Origin of the sequence: Agarivorans sp., from assembly GCF_050295395.1 — a bacterium.
Lineage (GTDB): Bacteria > Pseudomonadota > Gammaproteobacteria > Enterobacterales > Celerinatantimonadaceae > Agarivorans.
On the sequence record NZ_JBNKPP010000158.1, the window covers coordinates 19,919 to 46,864 of the forward strand.

Consider the following 26,946-nt stretch of genomic DNA (forward strand, 5'->3'; position numbering starts at 1 on the left):
ACAACTGACTGATTTTTAACTTGTTAACTGATTTAAACCAAGGCACTTAAGCTTAGTTATCCTTAAACAGCTCTATCACTGGCACACTACAGGTACCATTAATACAGATATCCTGATAAGCGGTATGGCAACGGGCGCAATATTCTGGCTCAAAAGTTGGGTGCTGCGAGCTAATATCCTTCCCTTCGGTATCGTAGGTGCCGTAAATGGCTTCACCCGCCAGATGTTCGGTAACAAAAACCACTCCAGGGGTTTCATATACACCTACCACGGTCACACCGTCATCATAGGGGCCGTGACTGGCATATTGCTTTAATTTATCGGGGTGCACATAGGTGGTTAATTTGGTCCCTTTGCCGTCATTAATCCAGTTATAGGCTGCCACCGCTTGTTGAATGAACAAAGGCGTGTCTTCTGGGAGCACTACATCTTTGCCCGGCACCATACTCTCTCCCACCACTGGCCAACTTCGCCAATCTGCCGGATAGCTGGCGATAGACTCCGCTTGAGCCAATACACTTACTAAGTAAAAACACGGTAACAATGCCACTTTGCGCCAATAATTCATATACTTCCTTGTTATGACTTGCTTCGATTTAATGGCTACAGATATTAACGGCTAGCGCTTAACAAAACATCAACAATTAATAATATATGTTCAATTATTTGAAGCTATATTGCAGATTGGCTTAGCACTCACTAAGCCTTCAACTTAAGCCCTTCTATAAATTTCCGCGAATGATGTAATTTTTATATTTAAGTGACCAACATCAAGCTTTGATAAAAGCTCATTGCATCAGCTAACGGGGCCTCTAAAATAAGCCAGCTAAAGAAACGCGCTACGTAGGGAAGCAAGTTTGCAAGCTATACGCCATAAACTGGTATTAATTGAAGATGATGCCCGCCAGCAACAACTGGTAGCCAGCTTCTTAAATAATGAAGGTTTTGAAGTCATCACCGCCGAGCGCGGCGATATGGCCACGCAATTGCTGGAGCAGCATCAACCCAGTGCGCTATTGCTTGATTTAATGCTGCCCGGCATGGACGGTATTCAAGTTTGTCAGAAAGTACGGTCGTTCTTCCATGGCCCCATCCTGATGCTCACTGCGCAAAATGATGATGCTACCGAAGTTTCGGCACTCAATATTGGAGTAGATGACTTTCTTAGCAAACCCTTACGCCCGCATGTACTGCTGGCGCGCCTACGCTCGGCGCTGCGACGCAGTGAAGGCGTGGTTCAGCCAAATACCCTGGCAAATCCACAAATTAAGCAACGGATTCGTTGTCAGGACCTCACTGCCGACCAAAGCCAGCGTTGTATCTGGCTAGGCGAGCAACAACTTGAGCTGACCGATGCCGAGTTCGACTTATTGTATTTTTTCATGGATAACGCCGGCCACGTACTGCCCCGCGACCTACTCTTCCAAAAAATGCGAGGCATTGATTATGACGGCTTGGACCGCTCGTTGGATATGCGTGTTTCCACCATTAGAAAAAAGCTAAACGACAATACGCCCCCCTACCGCTACATTAAATCGGTGCGTGGTAAGGGTTACCTATTTGTGCAAAGTCTCTAGTTCGCTTAAGCCCTTGTGATCACCCTATTCCTTCGCTTATTTATTGCGTCGATTTCAGCGATTGCTCTGGCCGCCTTAAGCTATGGCCTGTTGGTGAGTGATCAAATTGAACGTATTGAGCGCGAACATGTTAGCAAAATAGCCTCACCACTATACTATCTGCTGCAACGCGAGCTAGCACAAAATGATGGGCGCGAGCTAGAAGCGGTAATGCAATCCCACCAAGGAGAATTTCCCTTCATCGCCCAGCAACTACCGCTTAGTCAGCTCTCAACCGAGCAGCAAGAAAAACTCCGTACTCAACAGCCCTTGGTGGAACTACGCAGCACGCTATTTGGCGACGACGAAGTCACCCTCTATTACCCATGGTCAGAGCAACAAGTATTAACGCTTTATTTAGATGAAGAATTCCTCGACCACGGCAGTTGGCTGCTCTGGTACATGATAGGCGTAATGGCGGTGTGTTTAGCGCTAAGCCTATGGTGGTTCTCTTTTTCACTTTACCGCCAGACTCACCACTTGGCCAAAGTAACGCAGGCGATAGGCCAAGGTAACTTTGATGTCAGCGCCAACGAGCAAGCTCCGCTACCGCTAAACCACATGGCGCAAAGCTTAAATACCATGGCCGCTAAACTTAAGTCACTAATACAACAGCAAGATGCCATGAGCATTGCCGCCTCTCATGAGTTAAAAACCCCTATCAATAATCTGCGGTTTGCCCTAGATATGACGCGTTCCATTAAAGACATGGACAGCATGCACCAGCATATTCAGGAGATGGACCAAGACTTAGACAGCCTCGAAGAACTCACCCACGAACTAATTAGTTTTTCACAATTGGGTAAGGCTCGTCAGTTGCAAAAACAAACCATAAGGCCGCTACCGTTGCTTAATAGCATTTGTGAACGCCTAGTTAAACTGAGCCCGTGGCTGAATATTGAAATAGAATGTGCCACCCAATTGAGCCTATCAGCGGATGAAAAACTGCTCCGCTGGGCACTGAATAATCTGATTGTTAACAGCCAAAAGTACGCTGAAAAACAGATCTTAATTCGGGCCTATTCCACCGATAAGTCGGTGATTTTTGAAGTACACGACGATGGCATAGGCATTCCCGAAGCCTACCGAGAAAGCATATTTTTACCCTTTGCTCGGGTTGATGACAGCCGCAGCCGTCAAAGTGGCGGCCATGGTTTGGGCTTATCCATAGTCGAGCGCATCGCTCACAACCATGCGGGTAAGGTGAGCGTAGCCAGTAGTTCACTTGGCGGCGCGCTGTTTATATTAGCTCTGCCAATCAGTGCTTAAGCCTTTACAAGTTAAGTTTAAGCAGCCGCTCGCAGGGAAGCGCGCCGTTAGTACTAGCCCTTTGTTGTAAGCCTAGTAGTCAGCGCTAAACCCCAGTTTTGTGGGCTAAACCAACGGCTGGGCTAGGGCTTGTGTTTTGCTAAAGGAGCGCTACCATAGGGCTCTGTTAACTTACTAGCCTTAGTCATTTGTCCAAGCTTACTCCCGCCGATACCGTTGTGGTACTCGACTTTGAAACCAGTGGTTTATCTCCCAAACAAGGCGAACGCGCCATTGAGATTGGTGCAGTATTACTGGAAAACGGCCAGATTACCGGGCGCTTTCAAGAGCTGATGAATCCCGGTTTCGCCATACCAGCTTTTATTGAATCTTATACCGGGATCAGCAATGCCATGCTGGCCGACGCACCACCTTGCGCCGAAGTGATGGAACGCTTTTATCAGTTTGTTGGTCCGCACAACATGGTGGCGCATAATGCCTCTTTCGACCGCAGTTTTTTAACTGCCGAATGGGCTTATATAGGCCGCCAAGCACAGGCTGAGTTTGCCTGTTCCATGTTGCTGTCGCGGCGCTTATTGCAAGATGCACCCAATCACAAGCTGGCCACCTTGGTAGCCCACCAACAGATAGATAACCAAGGGATCTTTCACCGCGCCTTAGCCGATGCCGAAATGACTGCGCAATTATGGTTATGTCTGCTTAAGCAATTGCAGCAGCAATTCAATATTACTCAGCCTAGCTTTAAGTTAATGCAGCAACTGAGTAGTCAAAGTAAGGCAAATATCGTGAGCTTTTTACGCCGATATAGTCAACAATAGTCACTTACCCATTCGCGAAATATTGACGCTTTAGAAACCGCGTCAATTACACGCTAGCCAGCTAGGAATTCCCATGAAATTATTGGTTCGTAATTTAAGTCGCAAGATCACTGAACAACAGCTATTGGCACTGTTTAACGACTATGGCGAAGTAGTTAGCTGTGACTTGGTATTGGACAAAGAGAACGGTCAGTCGAAGGGCTTTGGCTTTGTCACTTTTGCCGACACTGATGCTGCGGAAGCGGCGATTAAAGCCTTAAATGGCAGCAAACAATCAGGTAATAAAATACGCGTCAAGTCAGCCGAAGAGGACGCACCTACCGCCAGCCCTGAAGAAGGCAAGTCAATTTGGCCACAACAGTCTGAAGACGAATCCTAATAACTCTCTCATTAGGCGCAGCAGACTTAAGCTAGGTGTTTGGCAAACGATAGGCTCTAACTAGCAATAAGCCATTCTATTTGCCCCAACACCGTAAAAGACTAGCTCTGTTGCTCGCTAATAAAGCGCACCTGGCGCTGCGGCTTAGTCAAACTAATCCCCCGCCGCGCCAAGGCTTGTACAATTTGTTGGCTGATAGCTTGAGTTTCCCCAGCGCCAATCGCGCTAGCTAAATGCTGCGGCTGACGATAAGCACAGATGAGCTGCAAACTATCGGGAAAACGCTGGTAATTAACCTTATGGGAAATCCAAGCAAATCCGCTATTGGCTGCCTTTGCCGTTTCACATACCTCGGTTAGCGCCGCCACAATTGCCCGCTCACGCGGTTTATCCATCTTACGCATTAGGGTTCTGCTTTCTCCAATAAACTAGGCGCATCGAGTTGCTGTTTCAACTGCTCGGCGCGCGCTTCTGGCGAGCCACTCAAGCCTCCCAACAGGTTGTATAAACAAGGCACCACGAACAGGGTCACCAAACTGGCCAATAACATCCCGCTAAAAATCACTACGCCAATGGCAAAGCGGGTTTCAGCGCCCGCACCAGTCGCTAACAACATTGGCAGAGCGCCTAAGACAGTGGTTAGCGTGGTCATCACAATGGGCCGTAATCGATTGCCCGCCGCAGTTAAAATGGCTTGTTTTACCGGCAAGCCGCGATCGCGTAACTGGTTGGCAAACTCAACAATCAAAATACCGTTTTTGGTAGCCATACCGATTAACATCAATAGCCCTAACTGGCTGTAAATATTTAGCGTTTCACCGGTAATCAACAAGCCCAATAAGCCGCCCAACAAACCCAAAGGCACCGTTAACATCACAATCGCTGGGCTAATAAAACTTTCAAACTGCGCCGCCAATACCAAGTAACACACCAGTAAAGCGAGCGCAAACAACAGCCATAACTCGCGTTGGTTGTCATAAAACTCTTTTGATTCTCCGGCGTAATCTACGGTATAACCGCTGGGCAGCATCTGCGCCGAGGCATGATTCAAAAAACTTAGCGCCTCTCCTAGGCTGACTTGGTCGCTAAGGTTAGCCTTCAGGCTAATCGACTTTTTACGCTGATAATGAAACAAACCTCGGGCCGAAGCTTCCTGCTTGGCGCTGACTAAGCTGTCTAAGGAAACCAAGTTTCCACTGTCACTGCGCAGGTAAACCTTGCTTAAATCACTGGGGGACTGAAATTGCTGCTCGTCGGCTTTTAAATACACATCGTACTCTTCGCCAAACTCTTCAAAACGGGTTTGGGTTCGCCCTCCTAGCAATACCTCAAGGGTACTGGCGATATCATTCACGCTAATGCCTAGCTCTCTGGCGGCTAAGCGGTTCACGCTTAACACTATTTCTGGCGTGGTGGGATTATAGTCCAACTTCACGCCATGCATCAGCCCACTGGCATTGGCTTGCTGCTCTAGCTCTTGGGCGTAACGATACAGTTGCTGGTAATCATCACCTTGCAAGACAAACTGCACAGGCTCGCCAGCTCGCCCACCAAAGCTGGGCTGATAGGGATAAACCTTCACATCACTCACGTCGTGTGCGGCTTGGCGGATCATCTCAACCACCTCGGCGGCGTTTTGCTCTCGCTCACTCCAATCTTTTAAGCGCACAATGAAGAAACCTTGGTGGTCGGCCCAACTACCGAAAGCCGGAGCAGAATAGTTGAGTGTTGCTATTGGGCCGTCTTCTGCCATCATCGGTAATAAACGTTGTTCAATGGCCGCCATGCTTTCTAACATGCGCGGATAACTCGTCGCTTCCTCGCCACCCACATACACATTCACCACGCCCCGATCTTCTTTTGGGGCAAAGGCAGTTTGCTGCTGTTGATAAGCCCACATCAGCGCCAGCAAACAAGCGCCAACAAATACTACAGCGCTTAACTTGTAGTCGATCATATGATGCAACAACTGAGTATAGGCTTTCTCTAAACGAGTCATTGCTCGCCCTACTGAGCGGTTAAGCCAGGTGGTTTTAGTGGGATCTTTTTCAAACAGCTTGCCCGCCATCACCGGCGCTAGCGTTAGCGCCACCAAGGAAGAAAAAATCACCGCCGCTGACAAGAGCACCGCAAACTCGGCAAACAAGTCACCCATTTTTCCCTGCATAAACAACAGCGGAAGAAACACCATCACCAATACAATGGTGGTGGCAATAACCGCAAAATTCAGTTCTTTGGCACCACGAAATGCCGCCACTAGGGGAGGCTCACCAGCCGCGCGGTGGCGAATAATGTTTTCCACCACCACAATGGCATCGTCCACCACCAAACCAATCGCCAGAATTAAGGCCATTAAGGTGATTAAATTGATGCTATAGCCAAACCAATAAGCCGCCGAGAAAGCCGCAATCAGTGATACCGGCACGGTAATAGCCGGAATTAAGGTAGCGCTAATCCGCCCCAAAAATAAGTACAGCACCAGCACCACCAATACGGCACAAATTGCCAGTGTGGAATAGACCTCGCTAATGGCTTGGCGAATAAATACGGTGCTGTCGTAATCAACCGTTAAAGCAGCGCCCTCGGGCAAAAAGCGCTGTAAACGCTCCAGTTCGGCGCTCACTGTATCGGCCACATCCAAGGGGTTGGCCTTAGACATGGCAACAATGCCCAAGCCCATGCTGTCTACGCCATTACTCTTAAACGTGGTGGTGTCTTTTTTCGCGCCAACATAAATATGCGCAATATCATCTAAGGTGACATGGTCGCCAGCCACATTAGCAATTTGTAAGCGGGCAAAGTCCTCGGCCTGCTGGTACATCCGCGCCACTCTTACCACGATATTCAGGCTATCGTTTCTTACATAGCCTGCGGGTAATTGCAGGTTTTCTTGATTTAGCGCGGTAAGCACGTCATTGGTGGTAAGCCCACGCCCCGCCATGGCGGTGGGGTCTAACTCAATGTACATCACCCGCTCAACCAAACCCGAAGTATTCACCGCACTTACGCCGGGTAGCAGGCTTAGGCGTTCAATTAAAATCCGCTCGGCAAAGTCACTCAACTCCACTCTATCTTGCATACTGGTAGTGAGGTTTAGCCACATGAATGGCGCTTCTTCGCTATCGCTTTTACGTACGATGGGCTCATCCACATCGTCGGGCAGGCGGCCGCGTGCCCGGCTTACTGCATCGCGCACATCACTCACCGCCTCCAACATATTGTGGCCTTGCTTGAAGGTAATGGTGATGCCCGACCAACCGTCCCAAGAAGAGGACCAAATATAGTCAATGCCGTCGATGCCACTGAGTTCATCTTCTAAAGGTTTGGTAATTTGTGACTCAACGATGGACGAGGCGCTGCCGCGATACGGGGTACCTATCGACACCACTGGGCTTTCAATATCGGGCATTTCGCGCACGGGCAGCTCAGTGTAAGCCACCAGACCAAATAACATCAGCAGCAGGCTTAATACTATCGCCGCCACCGGGCGGTACATGGACAGATCAGATATTTTCATTAGTTAAGTACTTCAACCTCGATGCCGTCGTGAAGCTTAACCAAGCCCTTATACACCACCTGATCACCGGCGACTAAACCACTTAAAACCTCAACTTGCTCATCACCACGCTGCCCCAAGCTTACTTCTACTTTATCTACGGTTTGCTGGTTTAAGCGGTAGGCATAACGACGCTCACCATCGTAGGCGACCGCTTGCAAGGGCATTAACAAGTGCTCGCTAGAGGCTAGCGACAATTCACCGCTGATTAAGGTGCCAGGAGCCAGCAAGCCCTGCTGATTATCGATAGACAGTTGCACAAACACATTTAAGGTTTCGTCGCGAACCCGACTATCGATGCTACTCACCTTGGCTTCAAATACTCGTTGCTCGGCGCCAGACTGGCGCAGTTGGGCGGTTTGCCCAAGTTGAATTTGTCCCAAATAGCGCGCCGCGACAGGCACATTTAAGCGTAGAGTGCTGGCATCGTCCAAGGTCATTAACACAGTATCAGAGTTAACCACTTGGCCGAGGCTTAAATCCACCAAACCAAGCTGGCCATCAAACGGCGCGCGTAAGGCTCGGTCTTGCAAGGCCGCTTCGGCAAGCGCTAACTCGGCCTGCTGCATCGCCACCTGAGATTCATAGCGATCCACTTCGGCTTGAGTTGTAGCGCCCTTAGGTAAGAGTTGCAGTAAGTTTTGATGCTGGCGCTGAATATCACTTAAGCGGGCTTGCTCACGCATCATTACCGCTCGTTGATGACGATTGTCGAGCTGAACCAACAACTGCCCTTGTTTAACTCGTTGCCCCGATTGAACAGCAATGTCGCTAATCCGCCCATCTACCTCCGGCTTTATCTCTACCGAACGCAAAGCAAAGACATTACCCAATAAATGCACCTGCTGATTAAGTACGCCATTACTTAAACGGACCACCTCCACCGTTACAGGAGGAGTGCTTGAAGCCTTACCCTCGTCAGCCGCGTCATTCCGGTAAAACGTCCAAGTAATAACCATAATGAGCGCCGCCACCAACAAACCAATGCGTCGCATACTGAGTCACCTACTAAAAACCGAAAGCAAACTGTAGCGCATGCGGTGCTGGTGGGTCTATGGTTAATTATCAATAACACTGATAATTTAAGAATACTTAAAATTTAAAAACAACTTAGGCAAAAACTTCAGAGTTTTTGCCTAAGATAGTCATTTTATTTAGCTTTGCTAGCAGAAGCGCCTAATTCGGCACCAACGCCTAAACGCGATAAGCTTGTATTTCTAGCCTGAGTTGTTCAGCCAACTGTGCCAATACCAACGTTGAACTGCTGTTTTGCTCAGCACCGCTAGCGGTTTGATTAGAGATTTCACTAATGGTGGTAATATTCTGGTTAATTTCTTCGGTGACCGAACTCTGCTGCTCAGCGGCGGTAGCAATTTGAGCATTCATCGCAGAAATCTTATCCACGCTTTGCGTAATTAGCGCCAATACCTCACCGGCAAGCACAGATTTTTCTGCAGTTTGTTTAGCACTCTGCGCCCCTTGCTCTAAGCGACTCATGGCTTCACGGCTGCCCTGCTGTAGCTGAGTAATAGTTTGCTGAATTTCGCCGGTAGATTGCTGAGTTCGACTGGCTAAGGTTCGAACCTCGTCGGCCACCACTGCAAAACCTCGCCCTTGCTCTCCTGCGCGAGCTGCCTCAATGGCCGCATTAAGCGCTAGCAGGTTGGTTTGCTCGGAAATGCTTTGAATCACTTCGATCACGCTGCTGATTTCTGCCACATGCTGTGCCAGATTTTGCATCACTCCCACCGTCTCTTGCATTTCTTGCGACAAGGTCTCTACCATATTGATACTTTGCTGTACCACCTCTTTACCTTGGTCGGCGGCATGGTCTGCCTCTTCTGAAGCTTCTGCTGCGCCACTGGCGTTTTGCGCCACTTCATGCACGGTAGCGGTGAACTGGTGAATTGCTGTGGCAATAAGTTGAGTTTGCTGTTGCTGGTCAAACACATTTTGTTTGGTTTGCTCAGCGACTGTCGAGCCCTCTTCTGCAGCACTGGCTAAGCTGTCGATGGAGGCCTGATTAGTCGCCACTACATGTTGGAACTGAGTCACAATGTTATTTACATCATTGGCGATATGGCTAAATTCGTCTTGCCCGCTAAGCTCAATACGCTGAGTCAAATCGCCTTCCACAATCAGCTTTGATTTCTCTTGAAGTTGACCCGCAGCAGCGCTAACACGCTTCATGGTTAGCAGTGACAAGCCCACAATAACCAGCAAACTAACTAGTGTGATAATGGCGCCTCCCCACAGAAAAGAGCGAGTATTGCTTTGTGCTGTCGCTAAAGAGGAAGCGGCTTCCGTTATCTGTGCTTCTAAAAACTGCTCAGCGTGTTTTGTCACCTCTACGTAACTTGGGTTAATCACTTTTAATAAAGCCAAGTTAGCCGCTTGGAAATCCCCTTTCGCGATGGCATTTAGCGCCACCGTAAAACCTTGCTCTGTAATAACGTCGAGCTGGCGCTCTAGCGACGATATAACTTGCTGCTCTTGTTGAGATAAATTTGCCCCTGCCAGTTCTGCATCCACAATATGATGCAAGTCTTTCATCGCTTGCTGAATATCATTCACATGCAAAGACACCGGATGGTCATGCATATTAACGAATTCAGACTGGGGATCATGTTGAAAAGAGAGCAACAAAGAGCTTCGAGCTTCCCCCAAGGCATTGAGAATTTTACCGGCTCTAATGGTGTGCTGCATCCCCTCTGAGTACATATCATTTATCGAACGGGTTGCGGCATTCATCCCCGATATGCCTTTATAAGCAAGCAGGGAAAATGCCACCAGAAACATCATAATTATAATCTTTAGGCGAGCGCTAACAGTTTGCATATCTTGTTACTCAATTGAAATTTATTAGGAGTAAGTAGCCGTGAACGGCTTTATAGTTACCTTAAAACAGTAGGTCATAAGTTATTTACGCGGCTAGTTAATCGATTGACTTCAATCAACAAAAGGCGACTTATTTATAAAAAACTTAAGGCTTATGAGAGGGCGATCTATAGAGAAGAAAAACCTGCTCAAGAGTTAAACAAGTTTGCACGAGTAGGCTTACTTTCACCGAACAACGCAGCGGATATAAAAAAAGAGTAAGCCGCAGCGCGGCTTAGTCTATTTACACTTTAATATTAATATTTCCACCAAGACCTGGTCTGCTCGCAGGGGCGGCTTGCGGGACTTCGGCAGCGGCAACAAGTTCTTGTACTGCTTTACCGTCTTGCTTTTGTTGGCCCTGGGCCAACTGCGCTGAGATCACTTCCATTGATTGCGAAGTGCTTGCTCCACTGATTTCCATTCTACCTCCTATTCCTGGACATCAGCCCTTAATCGGCTGGCTAAACAAAAACTTTAGCTTTTGTTGCCAATAGTTTTTCATTAATAGACAACGCTTATCATTGACGAGGCCATTGCAGCGCCCCACTCACCCAACCACAACCCCTCACTCTCGGCTACCAGCCGCCCCCCAGCAACTGATATACTTAGTGAGAATTAATTAACGGCCACTAGCATGACTCAAAAAAACAACCCATTGCATGGTAAAACACTACAAGCCATACTCACCGAACTCGTCGACTTTTATGGTTGGGAAGGGCTCGGCGCAAGAATCAACATTCGCTGTTTTACTCACGATCCCAGCATTAAATCTAGCCTTAAGTTTTTACGAAAAACCCAATGGGCTCGCGATAAAGTAGAAAACTTATACCTACGCATGAAGGGCCTAGCTTAAGGCCAACACTTCAGCATAAGCCAGCTTGTTGTTTTTTGGATGAGCGAGCAAAGCGCAAATAACGGAGAGGAATAATGACACTAAGACTGATCCTAAACGGCAAAAAAGCTCAACAAGAAGAACTACGCGAAGCGGTATTGGCACTGCGAGAACAGGGCAACGACATTCAAGTTAGAGTGACTTGGGAGGCTGCCGATGTGCCACGGTTAATAAATGAAGCCCACCAACAAGGCTGGAATCACCCCGACAAAAAACTAATGATTGGTGGCGGTGACGGCTCGGTTCAGGCGGCAGTATCGGCGCTAATGCAACTTCCGAAGGATGAGCGCCCCAGCCTTGCCATTATGCCACTGGGCACTGCCAACGATTTCGCCAACGGCTGTGGTCTGCCGTTAGAGGCCAGCGAAGCCTTACAGTTCGCCTTAGATAATCAACCGCAAGCAATTGATGTAATACGTGTAGAAGGCCCTGAAGAATCATCAAGCCATTATTTTTTGAATGTATTAAGTGCCGGTTTTGCCGCAGAAGTGACCGCCGATACCCCCACAGAACTAAAAGACTTACTCGGCGGTGGCGCTTATACCCTATCCGGCTTACTAAAGGCGGTTACCCTTAGCGCCTATAAAGGCGAGATCAGTAGCGAAGAACACCGCTTTAATGATGAATTAGTTCTGGCCGCCTTATGCAATGGCAAACAAGCAGGCGGTGGTCAAGAATTGGCGCCCAAGGCGTTAGTCAACGATGGCCTGCTTGACGTCTGCGTGATTAAAGCCTTCCCAGCCTTCGCTCTAAGCCAAGTCATACAAGAAGCTAGCGCCTTTAGCCAAGGAGAAACACAGCCCGAGGCAGAGTATGTAATTAGCTGGCAAACCGCCAGCCTCGACATAAAGCTAGAGCAAGCACTTCCTTGTAACCTTGATGGCGAACCCTATGAGTTTAAGCAAGCCCATATCGAAGTTGAGCCGCAAGCCATAACGCTGATTGTTGCTCCAGACAGTTCCTGCTTAAGCCGGCAATAAACAACACCTAAGCGCCGAGTGTAAACTTAAAGCTGGCTCTTTAGACTAAAGCAGCCAGCTAAGCGAAAACATCTTAACTCACGGCAATAGCTTAACTAACCTTGAAAGATGCCATTAACGGCAAGCGAAAAATATTCTCACAACAAGTCTCTGCTTCAAGCCATAAACACGATAAACTGCTAGGTATTATCAGGTGCCGAGGAGAGTGAACATGTGGGATCAACGTTATCAACGATCGGATTATATCTACGGTACCACCGCCAATGATTTTCTGCGTGCCGAAAGCTCAGCAATACTGCAACGGGGAAAAGTGCTGTGCTTAGCAGAAGGTGAAGGCCGCAATGCAGTATATTTGGCCAGCCAAGGCTATCAAGTCACAGCGGTAGACCAATCTGTCGTAGGACTAGAAAAAGCTCAATTATTGGCTCAACAACACGACGTTACCATTCATACCGAGGTAGCCGATCTGGCCACATATGACTTAGGTGAAGAACGCTGGGATGGTATTGTGTCTATTTTTGCCCACATGCCCGCGCCTCTGCGTAAAGACTTACACCAACGCTGCGTTAAAGCCTTAAAAAATACCGGCGTATTGCTGTTAGAAGCTTTCACCAAACGTCAACTAGAAACCGAAGGTCGTGGTGGGCCACCCGCCGAGCAATTAGACTTTTTCATGTCTTTAGAGCACCTAAAGCTAGAACTGGACGGCTTAGACTTTTCGATTGGCCGCGAGCTTACCCGTTATATTGACGAAGGCCCCTACCACCAAGGCGAAAGCAGTGTGGTTCAGGTGCTGGCAATAAAATAAATCAGCCCATTTAGCCTTGGCTTGCGCGACTTAGGCAAGCCACTTTAGCCCAGCGCAATTGGTTAAAGACCCCGCGTTCAGCGAATTAACAACGTAGGTTTTACTTGAATCGCGTAAGTAAAACTACCTATATTGAATTCAGTTTTCACTGCTGCGCATTCGCAGGCTTATTAGGGATTAACTATGCCTCAGCAGAAACAACAAGTATTAGTGCTTTTTGCTCACCCTTCTCAAGAGCGCTCCGAGATCAACCGCCCTATGTTTAAACTAGCGCAGCAGATCCCCGGCGTGACTGCGGTAGATTTATATGCCGAATACCCCAATTTCCATATCAACGTAGACAAAGAGCAACAACGGCTACTCGCCCACGATGTGGTGATCATGCTGTTTCCCTTGTATTGGTATTCAACCCCGGCCATTCTCAAAGAATGGCAAGACTTAGTCTTGGAATATGGATTTGCCTATGGCAAACACGGCAATCACTTACGCGGTAAGCTATTTATGGCGGCCCTTACCGCAGGCGGCGTAGAAAAAGCCTATCAAAATGAAGGTTATAACCACTTTTCTATTCGCCAACTGTTACACCCCTTAGAACAAACAGCCTGGCTCACCGGCATGCGCTACTTAGCACCATTCGCGCTGTTTGGCTCGCGCACCGCGGTAGAAGAACAACGCCTAGAGTTACACCTAAATAACTGGTCGCAACTGCTGCATGCTTTAGTTGAAGACCGCATTGAGCTAGACATCGCATGCCAGCTAGAAAACCTAGCAACGCTGCCTACCGAAGTATTTAAGGAGCGCTCATGACAGGTTACTTTTTACAAGCTTTTGTTTATCTGATTGCCGCGGTATTGGCGGTGCCTTTAGCCAAGCGGCTCGGCTTAGGTTCGGTGCTCGGTTACTTAGTCGCAGGGGTGATGATTGGGCCAGTGATTGGCTTAGTCGGCAGCGAGGCCGCAACCATTCAGCACTTTGCCGAATTTGGTGTAGTAATGATGCTGTTTGTGGTGGGGCTAGAGCTAGAACCAAAGATGATTTGGAACATGCGTCACAAGCTACTGGGCTTGGGCGGCCTGCAAGTTAGCCTAACGACCTTAGTGGTGATGTTGGGCTGTCTCTGGTTGGGTTTAGCTTGGTCTATCTCTTTGGCCATTGGGCTTATTTTTTCGCTTTCCTCCACCGCGATTGTATTGCAAACCTTTAACGAGAAAGGCTTAAGTAAAACCGATGGTGGCCGCTCTTCGTTTTCGGTATTGCTATTTCAAGACATGGCGGTAATCCCAATGCTAGCGCTAATTCCCTTATTGGCACTACCTGAGCTGATTACCCAAAACCAACAAGCCAATAACGCGGTTGCCAGCCATGGCGAAAACCTGCTGCTTAGCGCCCATCTACCCGGTTGGGCTTATGCCTTAGTGGTGGTGGCTGCGATTATTACGCTGGTTACCGCGGGGCACTATTTAAGCCGACCATTATTTCGCTATGTGGCCAGCTCGGGCTTACGGGAAATTTTTACCGCCGCCACCTTAATGTTGGTGATAGGCATTGCTGCATTAATGAGCTTAATCGGCTTATCCCCCGCTTTGGGCGCGTTTTTAGCAGGTGTGGTATTGGCCAACAGTGAATTTCGCCATGAGCTGGAATCCACCATCGAACCCTTTAAGGGCTTACTACTAGGCCTGTTTTTCATCACCGTGGGAGCCGCTGTCGATTTCGCGGTATTGTCTCAGCACTGGCTGGTGGTCATCGGCTTAGCCTTGGCGGTGATTGCGATTAAAGCGCTGATCCTATTCTCTCTGGCCATCGTGTTTAAAATTAAAAACAGCGACCGCTGGTTGTTTGCACTAAGTTTGGCCCAAGCCGGTGAATTTGGTTTTGTATTGCTTAACTACACGGTGCAAAACAACGTACTGCCCTACAACATCTCTCAAATATTGTCGCTAGTGGTAGCCTTTTCGATGTTTCTCACCCCGGCACTGTTCATTGTGTACGACAAAGTTATCCTACCGCGCTATGCGCGCAGCGAGAATCACCGAGAGCCGGATGAAATAGATGAAAAAGGCACGGTAATTATTGCCGGTATTGGCCGTTTCGGACAAATCGTTAACCGCTTCTTAACGGCCAATGGCATTAGTACTGTGGTACTGGATCACCAGGCTGGCCAAGTGGAGCTGATGCGCAAAATTAACATCAAAAGCTATTTTGGTGATGCCTCGCAACCCGAGTTATTGCATACCGCAGGCATAGAAGAAGCCAAGTTAATGGTGGTCACCATCGACGACAAACAACGGGTAAGAAACATTGTTAAATACGTGAAACAACATCACCCCCATGTGTGTTTAATGGTACGCGCCTTCGACCGCGGCCATGCCTACGAACTGCGCAGCCTTGGTGCCGACCACGTGATTACCGAAGCTTATTACTCGGCCTTAGAAATGGGTGGGCGCGTGCTCAACGAATTGGGCTTTCATCCCTTTAAATCAGAGCAACTAAAAACCGCCTTCGACCAAATCGAAAAAGATCATAAAGAAAAACTCTATAAAACTTGGCTAGCCAGCAGTGAAGACAACCGCTTTAGTAACGACTACCGCGAACTGTTTTTGCAACTCGAAAAGCTATTGGGTAAGGCAATGAACAGAGACCGCATCGACGGCCATTCACAAGCCGACCGCGCCTGGACACCGCCGCCGAAAAACTACCAAGACGACTACCAATAAGTGCAGCTGAGAAGAGTGTTAGAAAAATCGGCAAGCATTGCAGAACGGTCACGCTTCAGGCTTAATGGCCAATTTTAGCCATAGAGGGCAACATGCAGATAAACCAAGCTGAGCGAGATGCGCTTTACAAAGTCATTTATTCTCGCCGTGATGTTCGCCAAGATTTTCTTGATACTCCCATAGAGCAAGCGGTGATTGAACGTATTTTGCAGGCCGCTCATCACGCTCCCAGCGTTGGATTTAGCCAGCCATGGGATTTTATTTTGGTTCGCCAGCCCGCCACCAAACAGGCGATAAAACAAGGGTATGAAGCGGCCAGTGCTAAGTCGGCCTTACAATTTCCGCCGGAGCTTCGCCAAACTTACCAAAGCTTTAAGCTAGAAGGCATTGTAGAAGCACCCTTAGGCATTTGTGTTACCTGTGACCGAGAGCGAAATGGACCAGTAGTTATTGGCCGCACCATCAAACCAGAAATGGATTTATACAGCACCGTCTGTGCCATTCAAAATATGTGGTTGGCGGCGCGCGCAGAGAACATTGGGCTAGGTTGGGTAAGCATTATTGATGACCAAGTGCTGCGCGATGCGCTGAACATACCGCAGCGCTTAAGCATTATTGGCTACCTGTGCCTTGGTTATGTCTCCCATTTTGCCGAGCAGCCCGAATTAGAGCAATTTGGCTGGTTAGCCCGCGAAGACTTAAAACAATTGGTACATGAAGAACAGTGGCAAGACAAGTACAGCCATCAGCAACCTTAGCCCGGCGCATGTATAAAACAACAGCCAATCCAGAGAGCTTTGGTTGATGCTCATTCGCCGCCCACCAGCGCTTGTTGTTGCTCTGGAAAACGGCTGTTCTCTGATAACCAAATATCGAGAAAATGCTGACTAAATAAATCGTCGTTCATTTTACCTAAGGCTTGGCCATTTAAGTAAAACGTGGCCTGATCGGCAGAAGCGGCAAATAACTGCAGTTGATCACCTTGCTGTAAGTCGGGCCAAATCTCGGCGAGTTGACCGAGCCAGCGCTGACAAGGTGCCTGTTGGCAAACGCCCAAGCGCTGCCACTCGTCTTGGGTGGCCTCTAATAAGGCGCTTTGTTTGATGTCTCGCAAATAGTGAATGCTCAAACTCATGGGATAGCGCTGCGGCTGATATTGCCCATCAGGGCTATGTAAACTCACCTGATAAATCGGCCAAAACAACCAACGCAACTGTGCTTCGCCGACTTTTTGTAAGGCTGAATTTGGTACGCTGGCGCTGCTTAACAGCGCGGCTAACAAAATAGCATTAAGCATGGCGCGGCTCCAATAGATACAGGGCTAGGCAGGCTAAGCCCGTCCATAAAGGAAGTAACAGCACAGCGGTCAGTTCACTGCTAGGCTGTAAGCTTAATACCTCGGCTAAGTTAGCCAAATAGTAGGAAACTGGCCCCATAACCCCCACCACAAGCAGCAAGCAAGTACGCCCCAAGGCGAGTAAGGAGGGCAGTAACAGGGCGAAGCTCACCCACAACAAGGCCATAAACAAGGGCAAGCCCGGATGGTTAAAGCTTAATAACTCTAGCCATACCAGCAGCCAATCTGCCGCTATGCCTAATCCGGCTAGTAGCGCACAAGGCAGCAGCACGGCGTAGCCGAAACGATAACTTTGCAGGGCTATCAGCGCAGCAATGCCCAATAACATCAGCAGTTCGGCCTGTGCCCCCCAGAAGAAGGCGGCCAACCAATTCAGCTTAAAGGCGACAAAGCTTAACCAAGGCATAAGTGTTACTGCTTCACTAAGGTTAACTGTTCGGTGCCAATATTGTGGCTACGAAAGCCTGCTTCGCAGTAGGCAAAATAGAAGTGCCACAAACGATAAAACTGTTCGCTAAAGCCAAAGTTTTGCTGCCCCTCGTGGCGTTGCTGCACTACTCGTTGATGCCAATGTTGCAAGGTTTGGGCGTAATCCAAACCCATTTCAAGGCGTTGCACCGGGATCAGCTTTTGCTTGCTAAACAACTGCTTAAGCAAGGAAGGTGAAGGCAAGAAACCACCAGGGAAAACATATTGCTGAATAAAATCCACACTCTTACGATACGCAGAGAAACGGCGGTCATCGATGGTAATGGCTTGCAGTAACATGCGGCCACCCACTTTTAAGCGCTTACTGCAGATCTCGGCAAAGCCGGGCAAATATTGCTCGCCCACCGCTTCAATCATTTCTATCGACACTAACTTATCGTATTCACCACTGAGGTCGCGATAGTCTTTATTCAGTACCGTAATTAAGTGCTCAAGCTGCTGCTGTTTAACTTGTTGTTGCACATGGGAAAATTGCTTATCGGAGATGGTGGTGGTAGTCACCTTACAGCCGTAGTGCTTGGCCGCATACATGGCAAGGCCTCCCCAACCGGTGCCAATTTCTAACAGGTTATCATCTGGGCTTAGCTGTAGTTGCTCACAAATCCGCTTCAATTTTTGGTTTTGCGCTTGTTCTAAACTCAGCGCTTGGCCTGCGAACAAAGCCGAAGAATATTGCATTTGCGAATCAAGAAAAGATTGATAAAAGCCGTTGCCTAAGTCGTAGTGAGCCAGAATGTTTTTCTTGGCTTGGCGCTTATGATTACGACGAAAGAAATGTTGTAACTTCATCCAGCCATCACTCAACCAGTGTAAACGGCGGTCTAAGCTGTCTATTTGCTGTTGGTTATTGGCCAGCAACTGCAACAAGGCATGCAAGTCTGAACAGCGCCATAAGCCGTCGATATAGGTTTCTCCGGCGGCCACACTGCCACCACGTAGAATACGCGCAAACACTTGTGGCTCAAGAATGTGCACTTCCACGTTATTGGGATGATCTAACTCGCCAAGATGAATAGAGGTATAACCCGGCTGGCTTAGGGTAATGGAGCCTCCTTTTAAGCCAGCAAAACTGTTTACCACCAATTTTCTGGCCCAGTTTACGCTGCCTCCTAGAGAGCCAAGTAACAGAGATTTTGCAGTTGTCATAGTATGTCCTTACACAAGCCTGTTAATGAGTACCTTATAACTACGGGTGCGCGTAAAATGGCACTTTCTTCAGCCACAGCTTCAAGGCCTGCCAATAAATTCCCGCCACCACTTTCAAGGTCATCAGTGGGTATGCTTTTATTACGCGGCGAAGACTAGAAGAGTTCAAAGGTTGCTTAAATAAATTCAGTCCAGCAGAAAATTCTTTTTGTTCACGCCAACAATTGATCACAATTTGCAGTTGCTGCTGGGCCAACTCAACCTGCCAGCGATACTGCATGTCCATAGGGTTAAATGGCGATACATGGAAAACCTTGTCGTGGGCGGCTAATTCATTCAGATTTAACCAATACTGATGCTTTTCTTTCCACGGCGTATTGGTGACTTCGGCCAGCAAGTAGTCAAACTTTTCGCCATCACCGTAAAGCACAAAATTAACCGGACTAAAAAACCAGCCCAAACAACGCAGTTGGCCTAATAATACGATTTGCTTAGCTTGATAATCGGCTTGAAAGCGGCGTTGTGCGGCCAAAGCTTTATCGTAAATAGAGCCGCCTTCCTTACCTAAATAGTCGGCGGACTTCAGCCGTAACCACGGCAAAAACCGACCAAAATTAACCAACTGATCTTGCACCGCCTGCTCTTCGGCTAAATCAATGTAGGCGTAATACAGCTTGTAACTAAAGCCATGTTTTCGCGGCACAAAGCGCTGGTGAAAGGTCTCACCAAAGGCGATGGCAGAGTGCTTGATACTCATAGCTCTACCCCAAATTGACGGCATACTTCCACCGCCGAGCGCACTCCATCTTCGTGAAAACCGTTATGCCAATAAGCGCCACAAAAATAACTATGATTATGTCCACTGATTTGCTCGCGTTGCTGCTGAGCCTGATGACCTTCGATAGAAAAGATCGGGTGCATATAGTTAAACCGCTTAATGATCTTGTCTTCATCAATGGCTTGCAGCGGGTTTAGCGTAACGCAAAACTGTGGCGCATCATCTAAGCCCTGCAAGCGATTCATGTCGTAGGTTACGCTGGCGAGGCGATCGCCACGCTCCTTTGTAGGCGGCAACAGATAATTCCAGCTAGCCCGCGCTCGATCAATGCTTGGCAGCAAACGCTGGTCGGTATGTAAAATCACTTCATTAGGCTGATATTTGAGTTTGCCTAAAATATTTCGCTCTTCGGAAGTGGCTTGCTCGCCCAAAATGGCTAGGGCCTGGTCACTATGGCAAGCAAATACCACCGCATCTCCCTGCCACTGCTTGTTATCTCCATAGTCGATAGTGACGCCTTGCTCACTTCGCTGCACGTTGTGCACTGGCGAATTTAGGTGAATATTACCCTCTAGCCCGGCTAGTAGCGGTTTAATGTATTGCTGAGATCCGCCGGGGATGACATACCATTGAGGGCGGTTGGTGACATCCAATAAGCCGTGATTAACGAAGAAGCGAGCAAAAAAACTGCATGGGAAATTGATTAATCGCATTGAGCGTAGACGACCAAATGGCCGCACCCATGGGCAATAGGTAGTTTTCTTGAAACATCGTAGAAAAACCATGCTCAGTTAAAAACTGACCCACGCTCAGGGATGGCTCGGCATCTACCGCTTGCTTGGCCAGCTTGTTAAAACGCAGGATTTCACTAATAAATTTATAGAAATGCGGCTTAAATACATTACTGCGTTGAGCGAACAGCGTATTCAAATTATGGCCATTATATTGCAGTCCCAACTCGGGATTCACCACACTGAAGCTCATTTCGGTAGGCTGGGCCTGAATACCTAGTTTGGCGAGCAGCTTATTAAACAGAGGATAAGTGCGGTCGTTAAATACGATGAAACCACTGTCTACGGCGTAGCTCTTTCCCTCTATTTCCAGCTGATTAGTAGCGGTATGTCCGCCCAAATAATCATTTTGCTCCAATAAGGTCACGTGGTGGTCATGCTGTAGCAGATGGGCACAAGTCATGCCTGAAATCCCTGAACCAATGATGGCTATTTTCATGTATCAATACGTCCTTATTTATTCGCTAAACGCTGACAAAGTGCTTGCTGCCAGCGCGCCGGTAAGCAACTTAGCGCATGTAATATCCCGCTAAAAACACCGGGAAAGTTGATTCTAGCTTTGCCCTTAACCAAGCCTCGGCGAATATAACGACTTGCCTGTTGTGGGCTAATTAGATTGGGCATGGCAAAATTGTTTTTGTCGGTTAACGGGGTTTTAACAAAGCCCGGTTGAATGCAGTGCACTGATACCTGCTTAGCTTTTAAATCGGTGCCTAAGGCCAGTGCGAGATAATCCACCGCAGCCTTGCTGCTGCCATAGGCGCCAGCTTGGCTAAACGGTAACAAGTGGGCCAAACTACCCACTAGTGCTAATTGGCTATGCGGTTTTAAGTTTGGCCACAGCGCATCAATACAATTGGCCATGCTTTGCACATTGTTTTGCCAAACCCGAGCAAACAATTCGGCGTCAAAAGCTTGCGGGTCAAGGTATTCACAATCTCCCGCTGCCAGTACAATTAAGTCCAGATCGGCTAAATCGGCAAAAGCCTCACGCACTTGGTTTAACTCGCTCAATTCTACTTGCAGCGGCTTAATGCCCTGCTCGGCTAAGGCTTGCAAGCGTGGCGCATTACGCCCTTGCCCCCAAACCTGATGCCCCTGTGCGACGTAATCGAGGGCCAATTGTTTACCAATACCCGAGCTCGCCCCGGTGATAAGAATATTCATTAGCGCAACCCATCTTTAAGTTTCTTCGACAGCCAGCCCAGCAGCGGTACATGGTCATGCAACATGGCGCTTAAATCGTAGTAATCACGGTGGTAATAAATTTTGTCAGTGAACTTCAGTAAACTGATGCCATCTACCACAATCTCTTTTCCTTTGCCCAACTTGGGATGGCTAAAGCGCATTTGCCAAGTTAAGCTACATTCACCTTGGCCCAATAAGCAATGGCCAAATTGAAAATCACAATACTCGGTATTCACCAGCAAATGTTTGAAATACTCTTCGAGCGGCGCTAGCCCATACAAGTGGTGAACCGGGTCAACAAACTCAATATTTTCACTATACAGCTCGGCTAAGCTGGCAATGTTTGCCAAACTCAAGTGCCTATAAAAGTCTTCTAGCTGGGTGATAATCGGTGGTTTTGCTGCTTTATCCATTATTTATCATCCTAACAATAAAAATTATAAGCGTTTGTTTACATTATCTTTAACCATAGTACGTGATCAGCGATAAAAAAGATCATTCATCTTTTTTCTGCTTGCTTACGTAAATAAAGTCAAATCGTTACTTTTAGGACTATTGGCTTGAATCACAACCCTTGCTTACCCTTATTCACCACTCGTGAACATTTAATGCCGCAGCGTTTAGCTCAACTGCGCGGCCAAGGGTTAATGTTCACTGAGCGCTTACGCGCTGCTGAAAAAGCCGGCGGTATGTGGTTGGCTCATCAAGACAGCTGCGGTGACAGTGCGATACAACAGGGTGACTTGGTCTGTTTTGGAAAAATTATTCAGATTGATTGGCTCAGCCAGTCGCAAATCGTGGCCGATTGTGAAATCCACCACTGGGCTGTGGTGGTGGCTGCCGCGACTTCATCAGCTGAACAATGGCCTTGTGCGAGTCTCACCGCAAAGCCTATTGAACTGTGGCCGCAACATAGTGGCGCTCAACATCAACAGCGCTTACAACAAGCGCTAGACTTAGTATTACAACAACACCCAGAATTAATGGTAAACGAGCTAATAACCAGCCCAGCGGCCACTAAGCTAAACCAACTCTGCTGGCGCTGGTTAGAATTGCTACCACTCCCCTTAAAGACCAAACAGCGGCTACTTCATTCGCCCTCTGCGGAATTGTGTTTACGCTATTTAACATTTATTTTGCGACAGAATGATCGTTTTACCTATCTACCGCGTTAATCAGTTATCAATCCGACAACGATTTTGGCAATATGGAAAGATACAGTACCCAATCGACTATCGGTGGTAAAACCAAACCCATGACAGGCTCGTTTACCCAGTCTAACAACGACGATGATGGCATTGCTTTGTTGTTGGCCAATATCGCCAACCAGCAGTGCCGAGAAAGCTATCAAAGTTTGTTTCGCCAAGTGGCCCCGCGGCTATTAAATTTAGCGCGCAAGCAATTAGTTGAAGAATCATTGGCTTTAGAAATGGTTCAAGAAACCATGCTTAAACTATGGTTAAAAGCCGGTTTATATGACGCCTCTAAAGGCAACGCGATGACTTGGATTTTCTCGGTTTCGCGTAACGTGAAATTTGACTTAATGCGCAAAGGCAAACACCAACAGAGTTGGGTGCAAGGTGACGATCTATGGCCGGTTCTTAGCGAAGAGCAAGACCGAGACAGTATTCCAGACCTTGATCAACACCTTGTTAGCCAAGAACTACAACAAGTGATTGACCAATTACCAGAAGAGCAAGCCGATATAGTTAGACGAGTTTATCTGCATGGCGAATCGCAACAACAGGTATCTGAAATGTTAGATTTGCCGCTTGGCACCGTCAAAAGTCGTCTTAGATTAGCCTTGAAAAAAATGAAGGAGGCACTGGATGAGTAAGATCCAATTTCATCCGCCCGAGCAAAGCCTCAGCCACTATGCTCAAGGGCAATTAGATCCGGCAATGAGCCTTATGCTAAGTGCCCACCTAGAATTTTGTGCGCAGTGCCGACAAAAGGTCGCCGACATCGAACAGCAACTTGCCGCTGAGTTAAGCGCTATCCCCGAGCAGGCGATGGAGCAAGAGCTAGATTCCATGCTGCAGATGATCATGCAGCAAAGCCCTGAGACATCAATAGCCATTGAACAGCCGGTGCGTCAGCAACAAATTCAGTTAGGCGAAAAACAATTTACTCTGCCACGCGCGCTGCAAACCCATGCTGAACATATTGGCCCCTGGGGTCGCTTACCTGGGAAAATCCAGCGCGCCAGAGTGGATGCGCTAAGCAACAGCAAATTGAACTTCATTTATATGGATCAAGACAGCAGCTTGCCAGAGCACACCCATCAGGGCCAAGAGATCACTCTGGTATTGGCCGGTAGCTTTCATGATGAAGTCGGTAGCTATCACCCGGGGGATTTTGTGATTCAGAATAAACAGCACCAACACAGCCCTCGCACCGCAGCCCATCAAGACTGCCTGTGCCTAACCCTGCTAGATGCGCCACTGCACTTTACTTCAGGCTTAGCTTCGTTGCTTAATCCCTTTAGTCAATTGTTCTTTAGGTAAAGCCTCGCTAAAGATAAGGCATAAAAAAACCAGCGAGTCGCTGGTTTTTTTTATTTATGCGTCTAGACTATTTAGCCATCAGTTCACGCATCCGCTGTTGCACTACGTCTACCAGCAAATCGGGTTGGAATTTAGAAATAAAACGATTACAGCCCACTTTTTCCACCATGGCTTGGTTAAAACTACCACTCAGCGAAGTATTTAAGGCGATGAATAGCTTCGCCATACGCGGGTCGTTACGAACCTCCGCGGTAAGCCGATAACCGTCCATTTCTGGCATTTCCGCATCAGTAATCATTAACAAAATTTCATCGTAAACCGACTTACCCTGCTCCAACCAACGCTTCAACAAATTAAGCGCCTGTAGGCCGTTTTCGACTTCGATAATTTCCATACCTAACTGGCCCAAGGTCGCCTTAACCTGACCACGCGCAGTGGAGGAGTCATCCACCACCAATACCCGTTTCCCATTCAATAAAGAAACCACGTTTTTATCTAGCGCATCTTCAGAAATATTCACCTTATAACTGACAATTTCCGCCAAGACCTTTTCCACATCGATGATCTCAACAATACGGTTGGCGTCCTGATAGTCAATTCGAGTAATTGCAGTAAGGTAGTTGCTTCGCCCAGCAGAGGAAGGCGGCGGTAGAATATCTTTCCAAGAGGTATTCACGATGTGCATGACCTCCCCCACCATGAAGCCCTGAACGCTGCGGTTATATTCGGTAATAATGAGATTACAATCGGCTTGCGCCTCCGCTTTGGCTGGGGGCATTTTTATTGCGGCGCGCAAATCAATCACCGGAATGGATACGCCCCTAAGATTAACCACGCCACTGATATGCGGGTGCGAGCCGGGTAACTTGTTCATCCGTGGTAGTTTTACGACTTCTTTCACTTTGAAGACGTTAATGGCGAACAGCTGCATTGAATTAAGTTTAAAAATCAGCAGTTCTAGGCGGTTCTCGCCCACCAATTGAGTACGTTGGTCTACGGTAGCTAAAACACCAGACATACTACATAACCTATTCCTTGTTCATTGATATTACATTATAGCCACCAGCTCGAGAGCAACAAAGAGAGGCTAGGCTTAAAATCCTCCAATTAGCGGGACAGCACACAGTTTTCACCGTTTTAATGCCAAACGATCAACACGGTAAGTTAAGAAATTGCCCTCTAACTCAAAATTTAACAGGGAGTTACGGTAAAACCAGCACCATAGATGGCTAATAATAAGGTTAAGACTTCACTTTGAGGCGGTTATTCACATCGCGACTTTGCCTAATTAGCCCGTCATCGCTAGGCACTGTAGCCAGTTTAGCTTGGCGATCGTAAAGCACTACATTTACCGTGGCCGCCAAGTTTAAACAGCCTTGGGTAGGAATATAAACCACCTCATCGGCCTGGTTTACAATGTCTTGGCTAATCGACCCATCTTCTGGCCCAAACACATACAAGGCATGGGCAGGGTGTTGAAAATCCGGTAAGGCCGTGGCCCCTTCCACCAGCTCAATACATACCACTTTTTGCTGGGGTTTAAGCCGAGCTAAAATATCATCCAAGCCCTCTAAAGGAATATTGAGGCTTTGGCTCTTAGTATCGGTATTAAAGCGAGCCGCTCGCGCATAACGTTGGCCGGTATAAAACACCGCATCGGCTTGAAAACAACCTGCCGCTCGCATCACCGAGCCCACATTGCTAGGGCTTTTAGGATTGAGCAAACCGATTTCAACTGTAGAATTAGACATCACTGATACCACGACTTAAGTCAAACGAGCGTTGATCCGCTCGGCAAAAAATTGCGCCGATTGTACCGCAACAGCAAGCTATTGCCACTCTCCCCTTTAATAGCGTTCAACTGATAAACAATAATGCAAAACAGGCTAAACTTAAAACCTGCGCTTTGGCCTGACCAGCCTTCGCAATGGCCACAGCAGCAGAGCACTCTGAGTCAAATCCACATCAGTGAAAACCATAATGACAATAACCAAAAAAAAGCCCCTATTTGAAGGGGCTTTAGTTATAAGTTGATGAGTTTACTTATTCCATAGAATAAACGATCTCTTCCTGCCCATAAGTAACAGTGGCGTGTTGGTATTCACCAATATCAGCCATCATATCTGCTTCATAAGCCTTGTCATTTTCTTTATGAATAATGAAATTAGCACAGCCTGCATCCACATATACTGGCAATTCAAAGCGAGCACCTATTACTTCACCGTATAGTCCCATACCCACTGCTTCAATACTGGTTGGCATAATTGGAGCAAACCAATCAGCTAGTGGAATAGCGTACTCATGTTCTGGGTAAGCATTACAGTCCTCAAAGTTCCAAAGGTGAATCCCCCAACCTTCGAAATCTGCGGCGGTGGCATCAGCATCTAAAATAAAGTCAATGGTGAAAACCTCTGTAGCGGGGAGCAACTGTTCAAGCTTGGCTTGAGCTTCAGCTTGGGTTTGGAAAAAGTAATTTGTTTCAGACCCGAAGTAAGTTACAAAGCTACCCGCTTCCGCATCAAACTCTGATAACGGAAGCATTACCGTATCGGTACAGTAACCACCTTCAAAGCATATTGACTCGCCTCCAGGTCGAGTTAAAGCCAATAAACCACCTGGCTCGGCGCGGAACATCAAATCAGAATCGTCAACAAAGCTAAACTCTTCCAAAGTCCATTCAGGATAATCTACGGAATTATCTGCCCATACAACATACCAAGTGCGAGGCTCACCATCTGGGTCGTAAAGGAAGCTATCGGTGAATAGCTCTCGGTT

Annotated in this window: 27 protein-coding genes and 2 pseudogenes; 13 read left to right on the plus strand and 16 right to left on the minus strand. The window is 47.8% G+C overall.

Annotated features, from left to right (window positions below):
• Nucleotides 1-52: 52 nt before the first annotated feature.
• Nucleotides 53-568 (minus strand): hypothetical protein, encoded by a 516-nt coding sequence (locus ACQY6Q_RS09570; protein ID WP_055734483.1) that lies wholly within the window; start codon nucleotides 566-568, stop codon nucleotides 53-55.
• Nucleotides 569-857: 289 nt separating this feature from the next.
• Between ACQY6Q_RS09570 and ACQY6Q_RS09575 the strand changes: the two genes are divergently transcribed.
• The 4 genes from ACQY6Q_RS09575 (at nucleotide 858) to ACQY6Q_RS09590 (ending at nucleotide 4,082) form a co-directional block, all read left to right on the plus strand.
• Nucleotides 858-1,577, plus strand: a complete 720-nt coding sequence (locus tag ACQY6Q_RS09575; RefSeq protein ID WP_188407352.1) for a response regulator transcription factor — start codon at nucleotides 858-860, stop codon at nucleotides 1,575-1,577.
• Between the two features lie 15 nt (nucleotides 1,578-1,592).
• On the plus strand, nucleotides 1,593-2,885 hold the full coding sequence (locus ACQY6Q_RS09580; RefSeq protein ID WP_427980666.1) for a sensor histidine kinase: 1,293 nt from the start codon (nucleotides 1,593-1,595) through the stop codon (nucleotides 2,883-2,885).
• 188 nt (nucleotides 2,886-3,073) lie between these two features.
• Entirely contained in the window at nucleotides 3,074-3,703 is a 630-nt protein-coding gene (locus ACQY6Q_RS09585) for a 3'-5' exonuclease (protein WP_427980669.1), read from the plus strand.
• A gap of 73 nt (nucleotides 3,704-3,776) precedes the next feature.
• Nucleotides 3,777-4,082 carry an RNA recognition motif domain-containing protein gene (locus ACQY6Q_RS09590; RefSeq protein ID WP_427980671.1) on the plus strand — a complete coding sequence of 102 codons (306 nt, stop codon included), beginning with the start codon at nucleotides 3,777-3,779 and terminating at the stop codon, nucleotides 4,080-4,082.
• A gap of 101 nt (nucleotides 4,083-4,183) precedes the next feature.
• Here the strand turns inward: ACQY6Q_RS09590 and ACQY6Q_RS09595 are convergent, their stop codons facing one another.
• The 5 genes from ACQY6Q_RS09595 to ACQY6Q_RS09615 form a co-directional block, all read right to left on the minus strand.
• Complete coding sequence (locus ACQY6Q_RS09595) at nucleotides 4,184-4,486, minus strand: hypothetical protein (protein ID WP_427980674.1); 303 nt, start codon at nucleotides 4,484-4,486, stop codon at nucleotides 4,184-4,186.
• Nucleotides 4,486-7,599 (minus strand): efflux RND transporter permease subunit, encoded by a 3,114-nt coding sequence (locus tag ACQY6Q_RS09600; protein ID WP_427980676.1) that lies wholly within the window; start codon nucleotides 7,597-7,599, stop codon nucleotides 4,486-4,488. The genes ACQY6Q_RS09595 and ACQY6Q_RS09600 overlap by 1 nt, the downstream gene beginning before the upstream one ends.
• Nucleotides 7,599-8,633 carry an efflux RND transporter periplasmic adaptor subunit gene (locus ACQY6Q_RS09605; RefSeq protein WP_427980678.1) on the minus strand — a complete coding sequence of 345 codons (1,035 nt, stop codon included), beginning with the start codon at nucleotides 8,631-8,633 and terminating at the stop codon, nucleotides 7,599-7,601. Before ACQY6Q_RS09605 ends, ACQY6Q_RS09600 begins: the two co-directional genes overlap by 1 nt.
• Before the next feature lie 199 nt (nucleotides 8,634-8,832).
• Nucleotides 8,833-10,476, minus strand: a complete 1,644-nt coding sequence (locus ACQY6Q_RS09610; protein WP_427980681.1) for a methyl-accepting chemotaxis protein — start codon at nucleotides 10,474-10,476, stop codon at nucleotides 8,833-8,835.
• 283 nt (nucleotides 10,477-10,759) lie between these two features.
• Nucleotides 10,760-10,939, minus strand: a complete 180-nt coding sequence (locus tag ACQY6Q_RS09615) for a hypothetical protein (protein WP_427980684.1) — start codon at nucleotides 10,937-10,939, stop codon at nucleotides 10,760-10,762.
• 213 nt (nucleotides 10,940-11,152) lie between these two features.
• On the opposite strand from ACQY6Q_RS09615, the pseudogene ACQY6Q_RS09620 reads away from it, so the two are divergent.
• The 6 genes and pseudogenes from ACQY6Q_RS09620 to bluB all read left to right on the plus strand — a co-directional run.
• Nucleotides 11,153-11,365 (plus strand): annotated as a pseudogene (locus ACQY6Q_RS09620) (VF530 family DNA-binding protein); the annotation flags it as partial.
• A gap of 80 nt (nucleotides 11,366-11,445) precedes the next feature.
• Complete coding sequence (gene yegS / locus ACQY6Q_RS09625; protein WP_427980687.1) at nucleotides 11,446-12,390, plus strand: lipid kinase YegS; 945 nt, start codon at nucleotides 11,446-11,448, stop codon at nucleotides 12,388-12,390.
• 211 nt (nucleotides 12,391-12,601) lie between these two features.
• Complete coding sequence (locus ACQY6Q_RS09630; protein WP_427980689.1) at nucleotides 12,602-13,198, plus strand: class I SAM-dependent methyltransferase; 597 nt, start codon at nucleotides 12,602-12,604, stop codon at nucleotides 13,196-13,198.
• 183 nt (nucleotides 13,199-13,381) lie between these two features.
• Nucleotides 13,382-14,005 (plus strand): NAD(P)H-dependent oxidoreductase, encoded by a 624-nt coding sequence (locus ACQY6Q_RS09635; RefSeq protein ID WP_427980692.1) that lies wholly within the window; start codon nucleotides 13,382-13,384, stop codon nucleotides 14,003-14,005.
• Nucleotides 14,002-15,915 (plus strand): monovalent cation:proton antiporter-2 (CPA2) family protein, encoded by a 1,914-nt coding sequence (locus tag ACQY6Q_RS09640; RefSeq protein WP_427980695.1) that lies wholly within the window; start codon nucleotides 14,002-14,004, stop codon nucleotides 15,913-15,915. Before ACQY6Q_RS09635 ends, ACQY6Q_RS09640 begins: the two co-directional genes overlap by 4 nt.
• 92 nt (nucleotides 15,916-16,007) lie before the next feature.
• Nucleotides 16,008-16,673, plus strand: coding sequence for a 5,6-dimethylbenzimidazole synthase (gene bluB / locus ACQY6Q_RS09645; protein WP_427980697.1), 666 nt, complete (start codon nucleotides 16,008-16,010; stop codon nucleotides 16,671-16,673).
• Nucleotides 16,674-16,723: 50 nt separating this feature from the next.
• Here bluB and ACQY6Q_RS09650 read toward each other — a convergent pair whose 3' ends face one another.
• The 7 genes and pseudogenes from ACQY6Q_RS09650 to ACQY6Q_RS09680 form a co-directional block, all read right to left on the minus strand.
• A complete protein-coding gene (locus ACQY6Q_RS09650; protein WP_427980700.1) occupies nucleotides 16,724-17,212 on the minus strand; it encodes a chalcone isomerase family protein in 489 nt (162 codons plus the stop codon).
• On the minus strand, nucleotides 17,205-17,678 hold the full coding sequence (locus ACQY6Q_RS09655) for a DUF2878 family protein (protein WP_427980702.1): 474 nt from the start codon (nucleotides 17,676-17,678) through the stop codon (nucleotides 17,205-17,207). Before ACQY6Q_RS09655 ends, ACQY6Q_RS09650 begins: the two co-directional genes overlap by 8 nt.
• Nucleotides 17,679-17,683: 5 nt before the next feature.
• Nucleotides 17,684-18,907: a class I SAM-dependent methyltransferase gene (locus ACQY6Q_RS09660; RefSeq protein WP_427980705.1), complete on the minus strand. Its 1,224-nt coding sequence runs from the start codon at nucleotides 18,905-18,907 to the stop codon at nucleotides 17,684-17,686.
• A gap of 40 nt (nucleotides 18,908-18,947) precedes the next feature.
• Complete coding sequence (locus tag ACQY6Q_RS09665; protein ID WP_427980708.1) at nucleotides 18,948-19,664, minus strand: DUF1365 domain-containing protein; 717 nt, start codon at nucleotides 19,662-19,664, stop codon at nucleotides 18,948-18,950.
• Nucleotides 19,661-20,915: pseudogene (locus ACQY6Q_RS09670) on the minus strand (NAD(P)/FAD-dependent oxidoreductase). The gene ACQY6Q_RS09665 and the pseudogene ACQY6Q_RS09670 overlap by 4 nt, the downstream one beginning before the upstream one ends.
• A 14-nt stretch (nucleotides 20,916-20,929) precedes the next feature.
• The gene (locus ACQY6Q_RS09675) at nucleotides 20,930-21,643 is read right to left on the minus strand and encodes an SDR family NAD(P)-dependent oxidoreductase (RefSeq protein WP_427980711.1); all 714 of its coding nucleotides are present in this window, start codon (nucleotides 21,641-21,643) and stop codon (nucleotides 20,930-20,932) included.
• Nucleotides 21,643-22,077, minus strand: a complete 435-nt coding sequence (locus ACQY6Q_RS09680) for a nuclear transport factor 2 family protein (protein ID WP_427980713.1) — start codon at nucleotides 22,075-22,077, stop codon at nucleotides 21,643-21,645. Before ACQY6Q_RS09680 ends, ACQY6Q_RS09675 begins: the two co-directional genes overlap by 1 nt.
• Before the next feature lie 147 nt (nucleotides 22,078-22,224).
• Between ACQY6Q_RS09680 and ACQY6Q_RS09685 the strand changes: the two genes are divergently transcribed.
• Genes ACQY6Q_RS09685 through ACQY6Q_RS09695 form a run of 3 tightly spaced genes read left to right on the plus strand, consistent with a single transcriptional unit; the run spans nucleotide 22,225 to nucleotide 24,171 of the window.
• Entirely contained in the window at nucleotides 22,225-22,839 is a 615-nt protein-coding gene (locus ACQY6Q_RS09685) for a hypothetical protein (RefSeq protein WP_427980716.1), read from the plus strand.
• 32 nt (nucleotides 22,840-22,871) lie between these two features.
• Nucleotides 22,872-23,501, plus strand: a complete 630-nt coding sequence (locus tag ACQY6Q_RS09690) for a sigma-70 family RNA polymerase sigma factor (RefSeq protein WP_427980719.1) — start codon at nucleotides 22,872-22,874, stop codon at nucleotides 23,499-23,501.
• Complete coding sequence (locus ACQY6Q_RS09695) at nucleotides 23,494-24,171, plus strand: ChrR family anti-sigma-E factor (RefSeq protein ID WP_427980721.1); 678 nt, start codon at nucleotides 23,494-23,496, stop codon at nucleotides 24,169-24,171. The genes ACQY6Q_RS09690 and ACQY6Q_RS09695 overlap by 8 nt, the downstream gene beginning before the upstream one ends.
• A gap of 67 nt (nucleotides 24,172-24,238) precedes the next feature.
• Here the strand turns inward: ACQY6Q_RS09695 and ACQY6Q_RS09700 are convergent, their stop codons facing one another.
• From ACQY6Q_RS09700 to ACQY6Q_RS09710, 3 genes are all read right to left on the minus strand, one after another.
• Nucleotides 24,239-25,189 (minus strand): chemotaxis protein CheV, encoded by a 951-nt coding sequence (locus ACQY6Q_RS09700; RefSeq protein WP_427980724.1) that lies wholly within the window; start codon nucleotides 25,187-25,189, stop codon nucleotides 24,239-24,241.
• Between the two features lie 223 nt (nucleotides 25,190-25,412).
• The gene (locus ACQY6Q_RS09705) at nucleotides 25,413-25,922 is read right to left on the minus strand and encodes an RNA methyltransferase (protein WP_427980727.1); all 510 of its coding nucleotides are present in this window, start codon (nucleotides 25,920-25,922) and stop codon (nucleotides 25,413-25,415) included.
• 292 nt (nucleotides 25,923-26,214) lie between these two features.
• A partial coding sequence (locus tag ACQY6Q_RS09710) for a hypothetical protein (protein WP_427980730.1) occupies nucleotides 26,215-26,946 on the minus strand: 732 nt, incomplete at its 5' end.

Excerpts from the sequence above, each read along its gene's own strand:
- ACQY6Q_RS09695 (WP_427980721.1), top strand. The coding sequence starts at position 23,494 with ATGAGTAAGATCCAATTTCATCCGCCCGAGCAAAGCCTCAGCCACTAT.
- ACQY6Q_RS09665 (WP_427980708.1), bottom strand. The coding sequence starts at position 19,664 with ATGAGTATCAAGCACTCTGCCATCGCCTTTGGTGAGACCTTTCACCAG.
- ACQY6Q_RS09650 (WP_427980700.1), bottom strand. The coding sequence starts at position 17,212 with ATGCTTAATGCTATTTTGTTAGCCGCGCTGTTAAGCAGCGCCAGCGTA.
- ACQY6Q_RS09660 (WP_427980705.1), bottom strand. The coding sequence starts at position 18,907 with ATGACAACTGCAAAATCTCTGTTACTTGGCTCTCTAGGAGGCAGCGTA.
- ACQY6Q_RS09705 (WP_427980727.1), bottom strand. The coding sequence starts at position 25,922 with ATGTCTAATTCTACAGTTGAAATCGGTTTGCTCAATCCTAAAAGCCCT.
- ACQY6Q_RS09630 (WP_427980689.1), top strand. The coding sequence starts at position 12,602 with ATGTGGGATCAACGTTATCAACGATCGGATTATATCTACGGTACCACC.
- ACQY6Q_RS09640 (WP_427980695.1), top strand. The coding sequence starts at position 14,002 with ATGACAGGTTACTTTTTACAAGCTTTTGTTTATCTGATTGCCGCGGTA.
- ACQY6Q_RS09615 (WP_427980684.1), bottom strand. The coding sequence starts at position 10,939 with ATGGAAATCAGTGGAGCAAGCACTTCGCAATCAATGGAAGTGATCTCA.
- ACQY6Q_RS09595 (WP_427980674.1), bottom strand. The coding sequence starts at position 4,486 with ATGCGTAAGATGGATAAACCGCGTGAGCGGGCAATTGTGGCGGCGCTA.
- ACQY6Q_RS09680 (WP_427980713.1), bottom strand. The coding sequence starts at position 22,077 with ATGGATAAAGCAGCAAAACCACCGATTATCACCCAGCTAGAAGACTTT.
- ACQY6Q_RS09675 (WP_427980711.1), bottom strand. The coding sequence starts at position 21,643 with ATGAATATTCTTATCACCGGGGCGAGCTCGGGTATTGGTAAACAATTG.
- ACQY6Q_RS09600 (WP_427980676.1), bottom strand. The coding sequence starts at position 7,599 with ATGAAAATATCTGATCTGTCCATGTACCGCCCGGTGGCGGCGATAGTA.
- bluB (WP_427980697.1), top strand. The coding sequence starts at position 16,008 with ATGCAGATAAACCAAGCTGAGCGAGATGCGCTTTACAAAGTCATTTAT.
- ACQY6Q_RS09700 (WP_427980724.1), bottom strand. The coding sequence starts at position 25,189 with ATGTCTGGTGTTTTAGCTACCGTAGACCAACGTACTCAATTGGTGGGC.
- ACQY6Q_RS09590 (WP_427980671.1), top strand. The coding sequence starts at position 3,777 with ATGAAATTATTGGTTCGTAATTTAAGTCGCAAGATCACTGAACAACAG.
- yegS (WP_427980687.1), top strand. The coding sequence starts at position 11,446 with ATGACACTAAGACTGATCCTAAACGGCAAAAAAGCTCAACAAGAAGAA.
- ACQY6Q_RS09635 (WP_427980692.1), top strand. The coding sequence starts at position 13,382 with ATGCCTCAGCAGAAACAACAAGTATTAGTGCTTTTTGCTCACCCTTCT.
- ACQY6Q_RS09690 (WP_427980719.1), top strand. The coding sequence starts at position 22,872 with ATGGAAAGATACAGTACCCAATCGACTATCGGTGGTAAAACCAAACCC.
- ACQY6Q_RS09570 (WP_055734483.1), bottom strand. The coding sequence starts at position 568 with ATGAATTATTGGCGCAAAGTGGCATTGTTACCGTGTTTTTACTTAGTA.
- ACQY6Q_RS09610 (WP_427980681.1), bottom strand. The coding sequence starts at position 10,476 with ATGCAAACTGTTAGCGCTCGCCTAAAGATTATAATTATGATGTTTCTG.
- ACQY6Q_RS09655 (WP_427980702.1), bottom strand. The coding sequence starts at position 17,678 with ATGCCTTGGTTAAGCTTTGTCGCCTTTAAGCTGAATTGGTTGGCCGCC.
- ACQY6Q_RS09605 (WP_427980678.1), bottom strand. The coding sequence starts at position 8,633 with ATGCGACGCATTGGTTTGTTGGTGGCGGCGCTCATTATGGTTATTACT.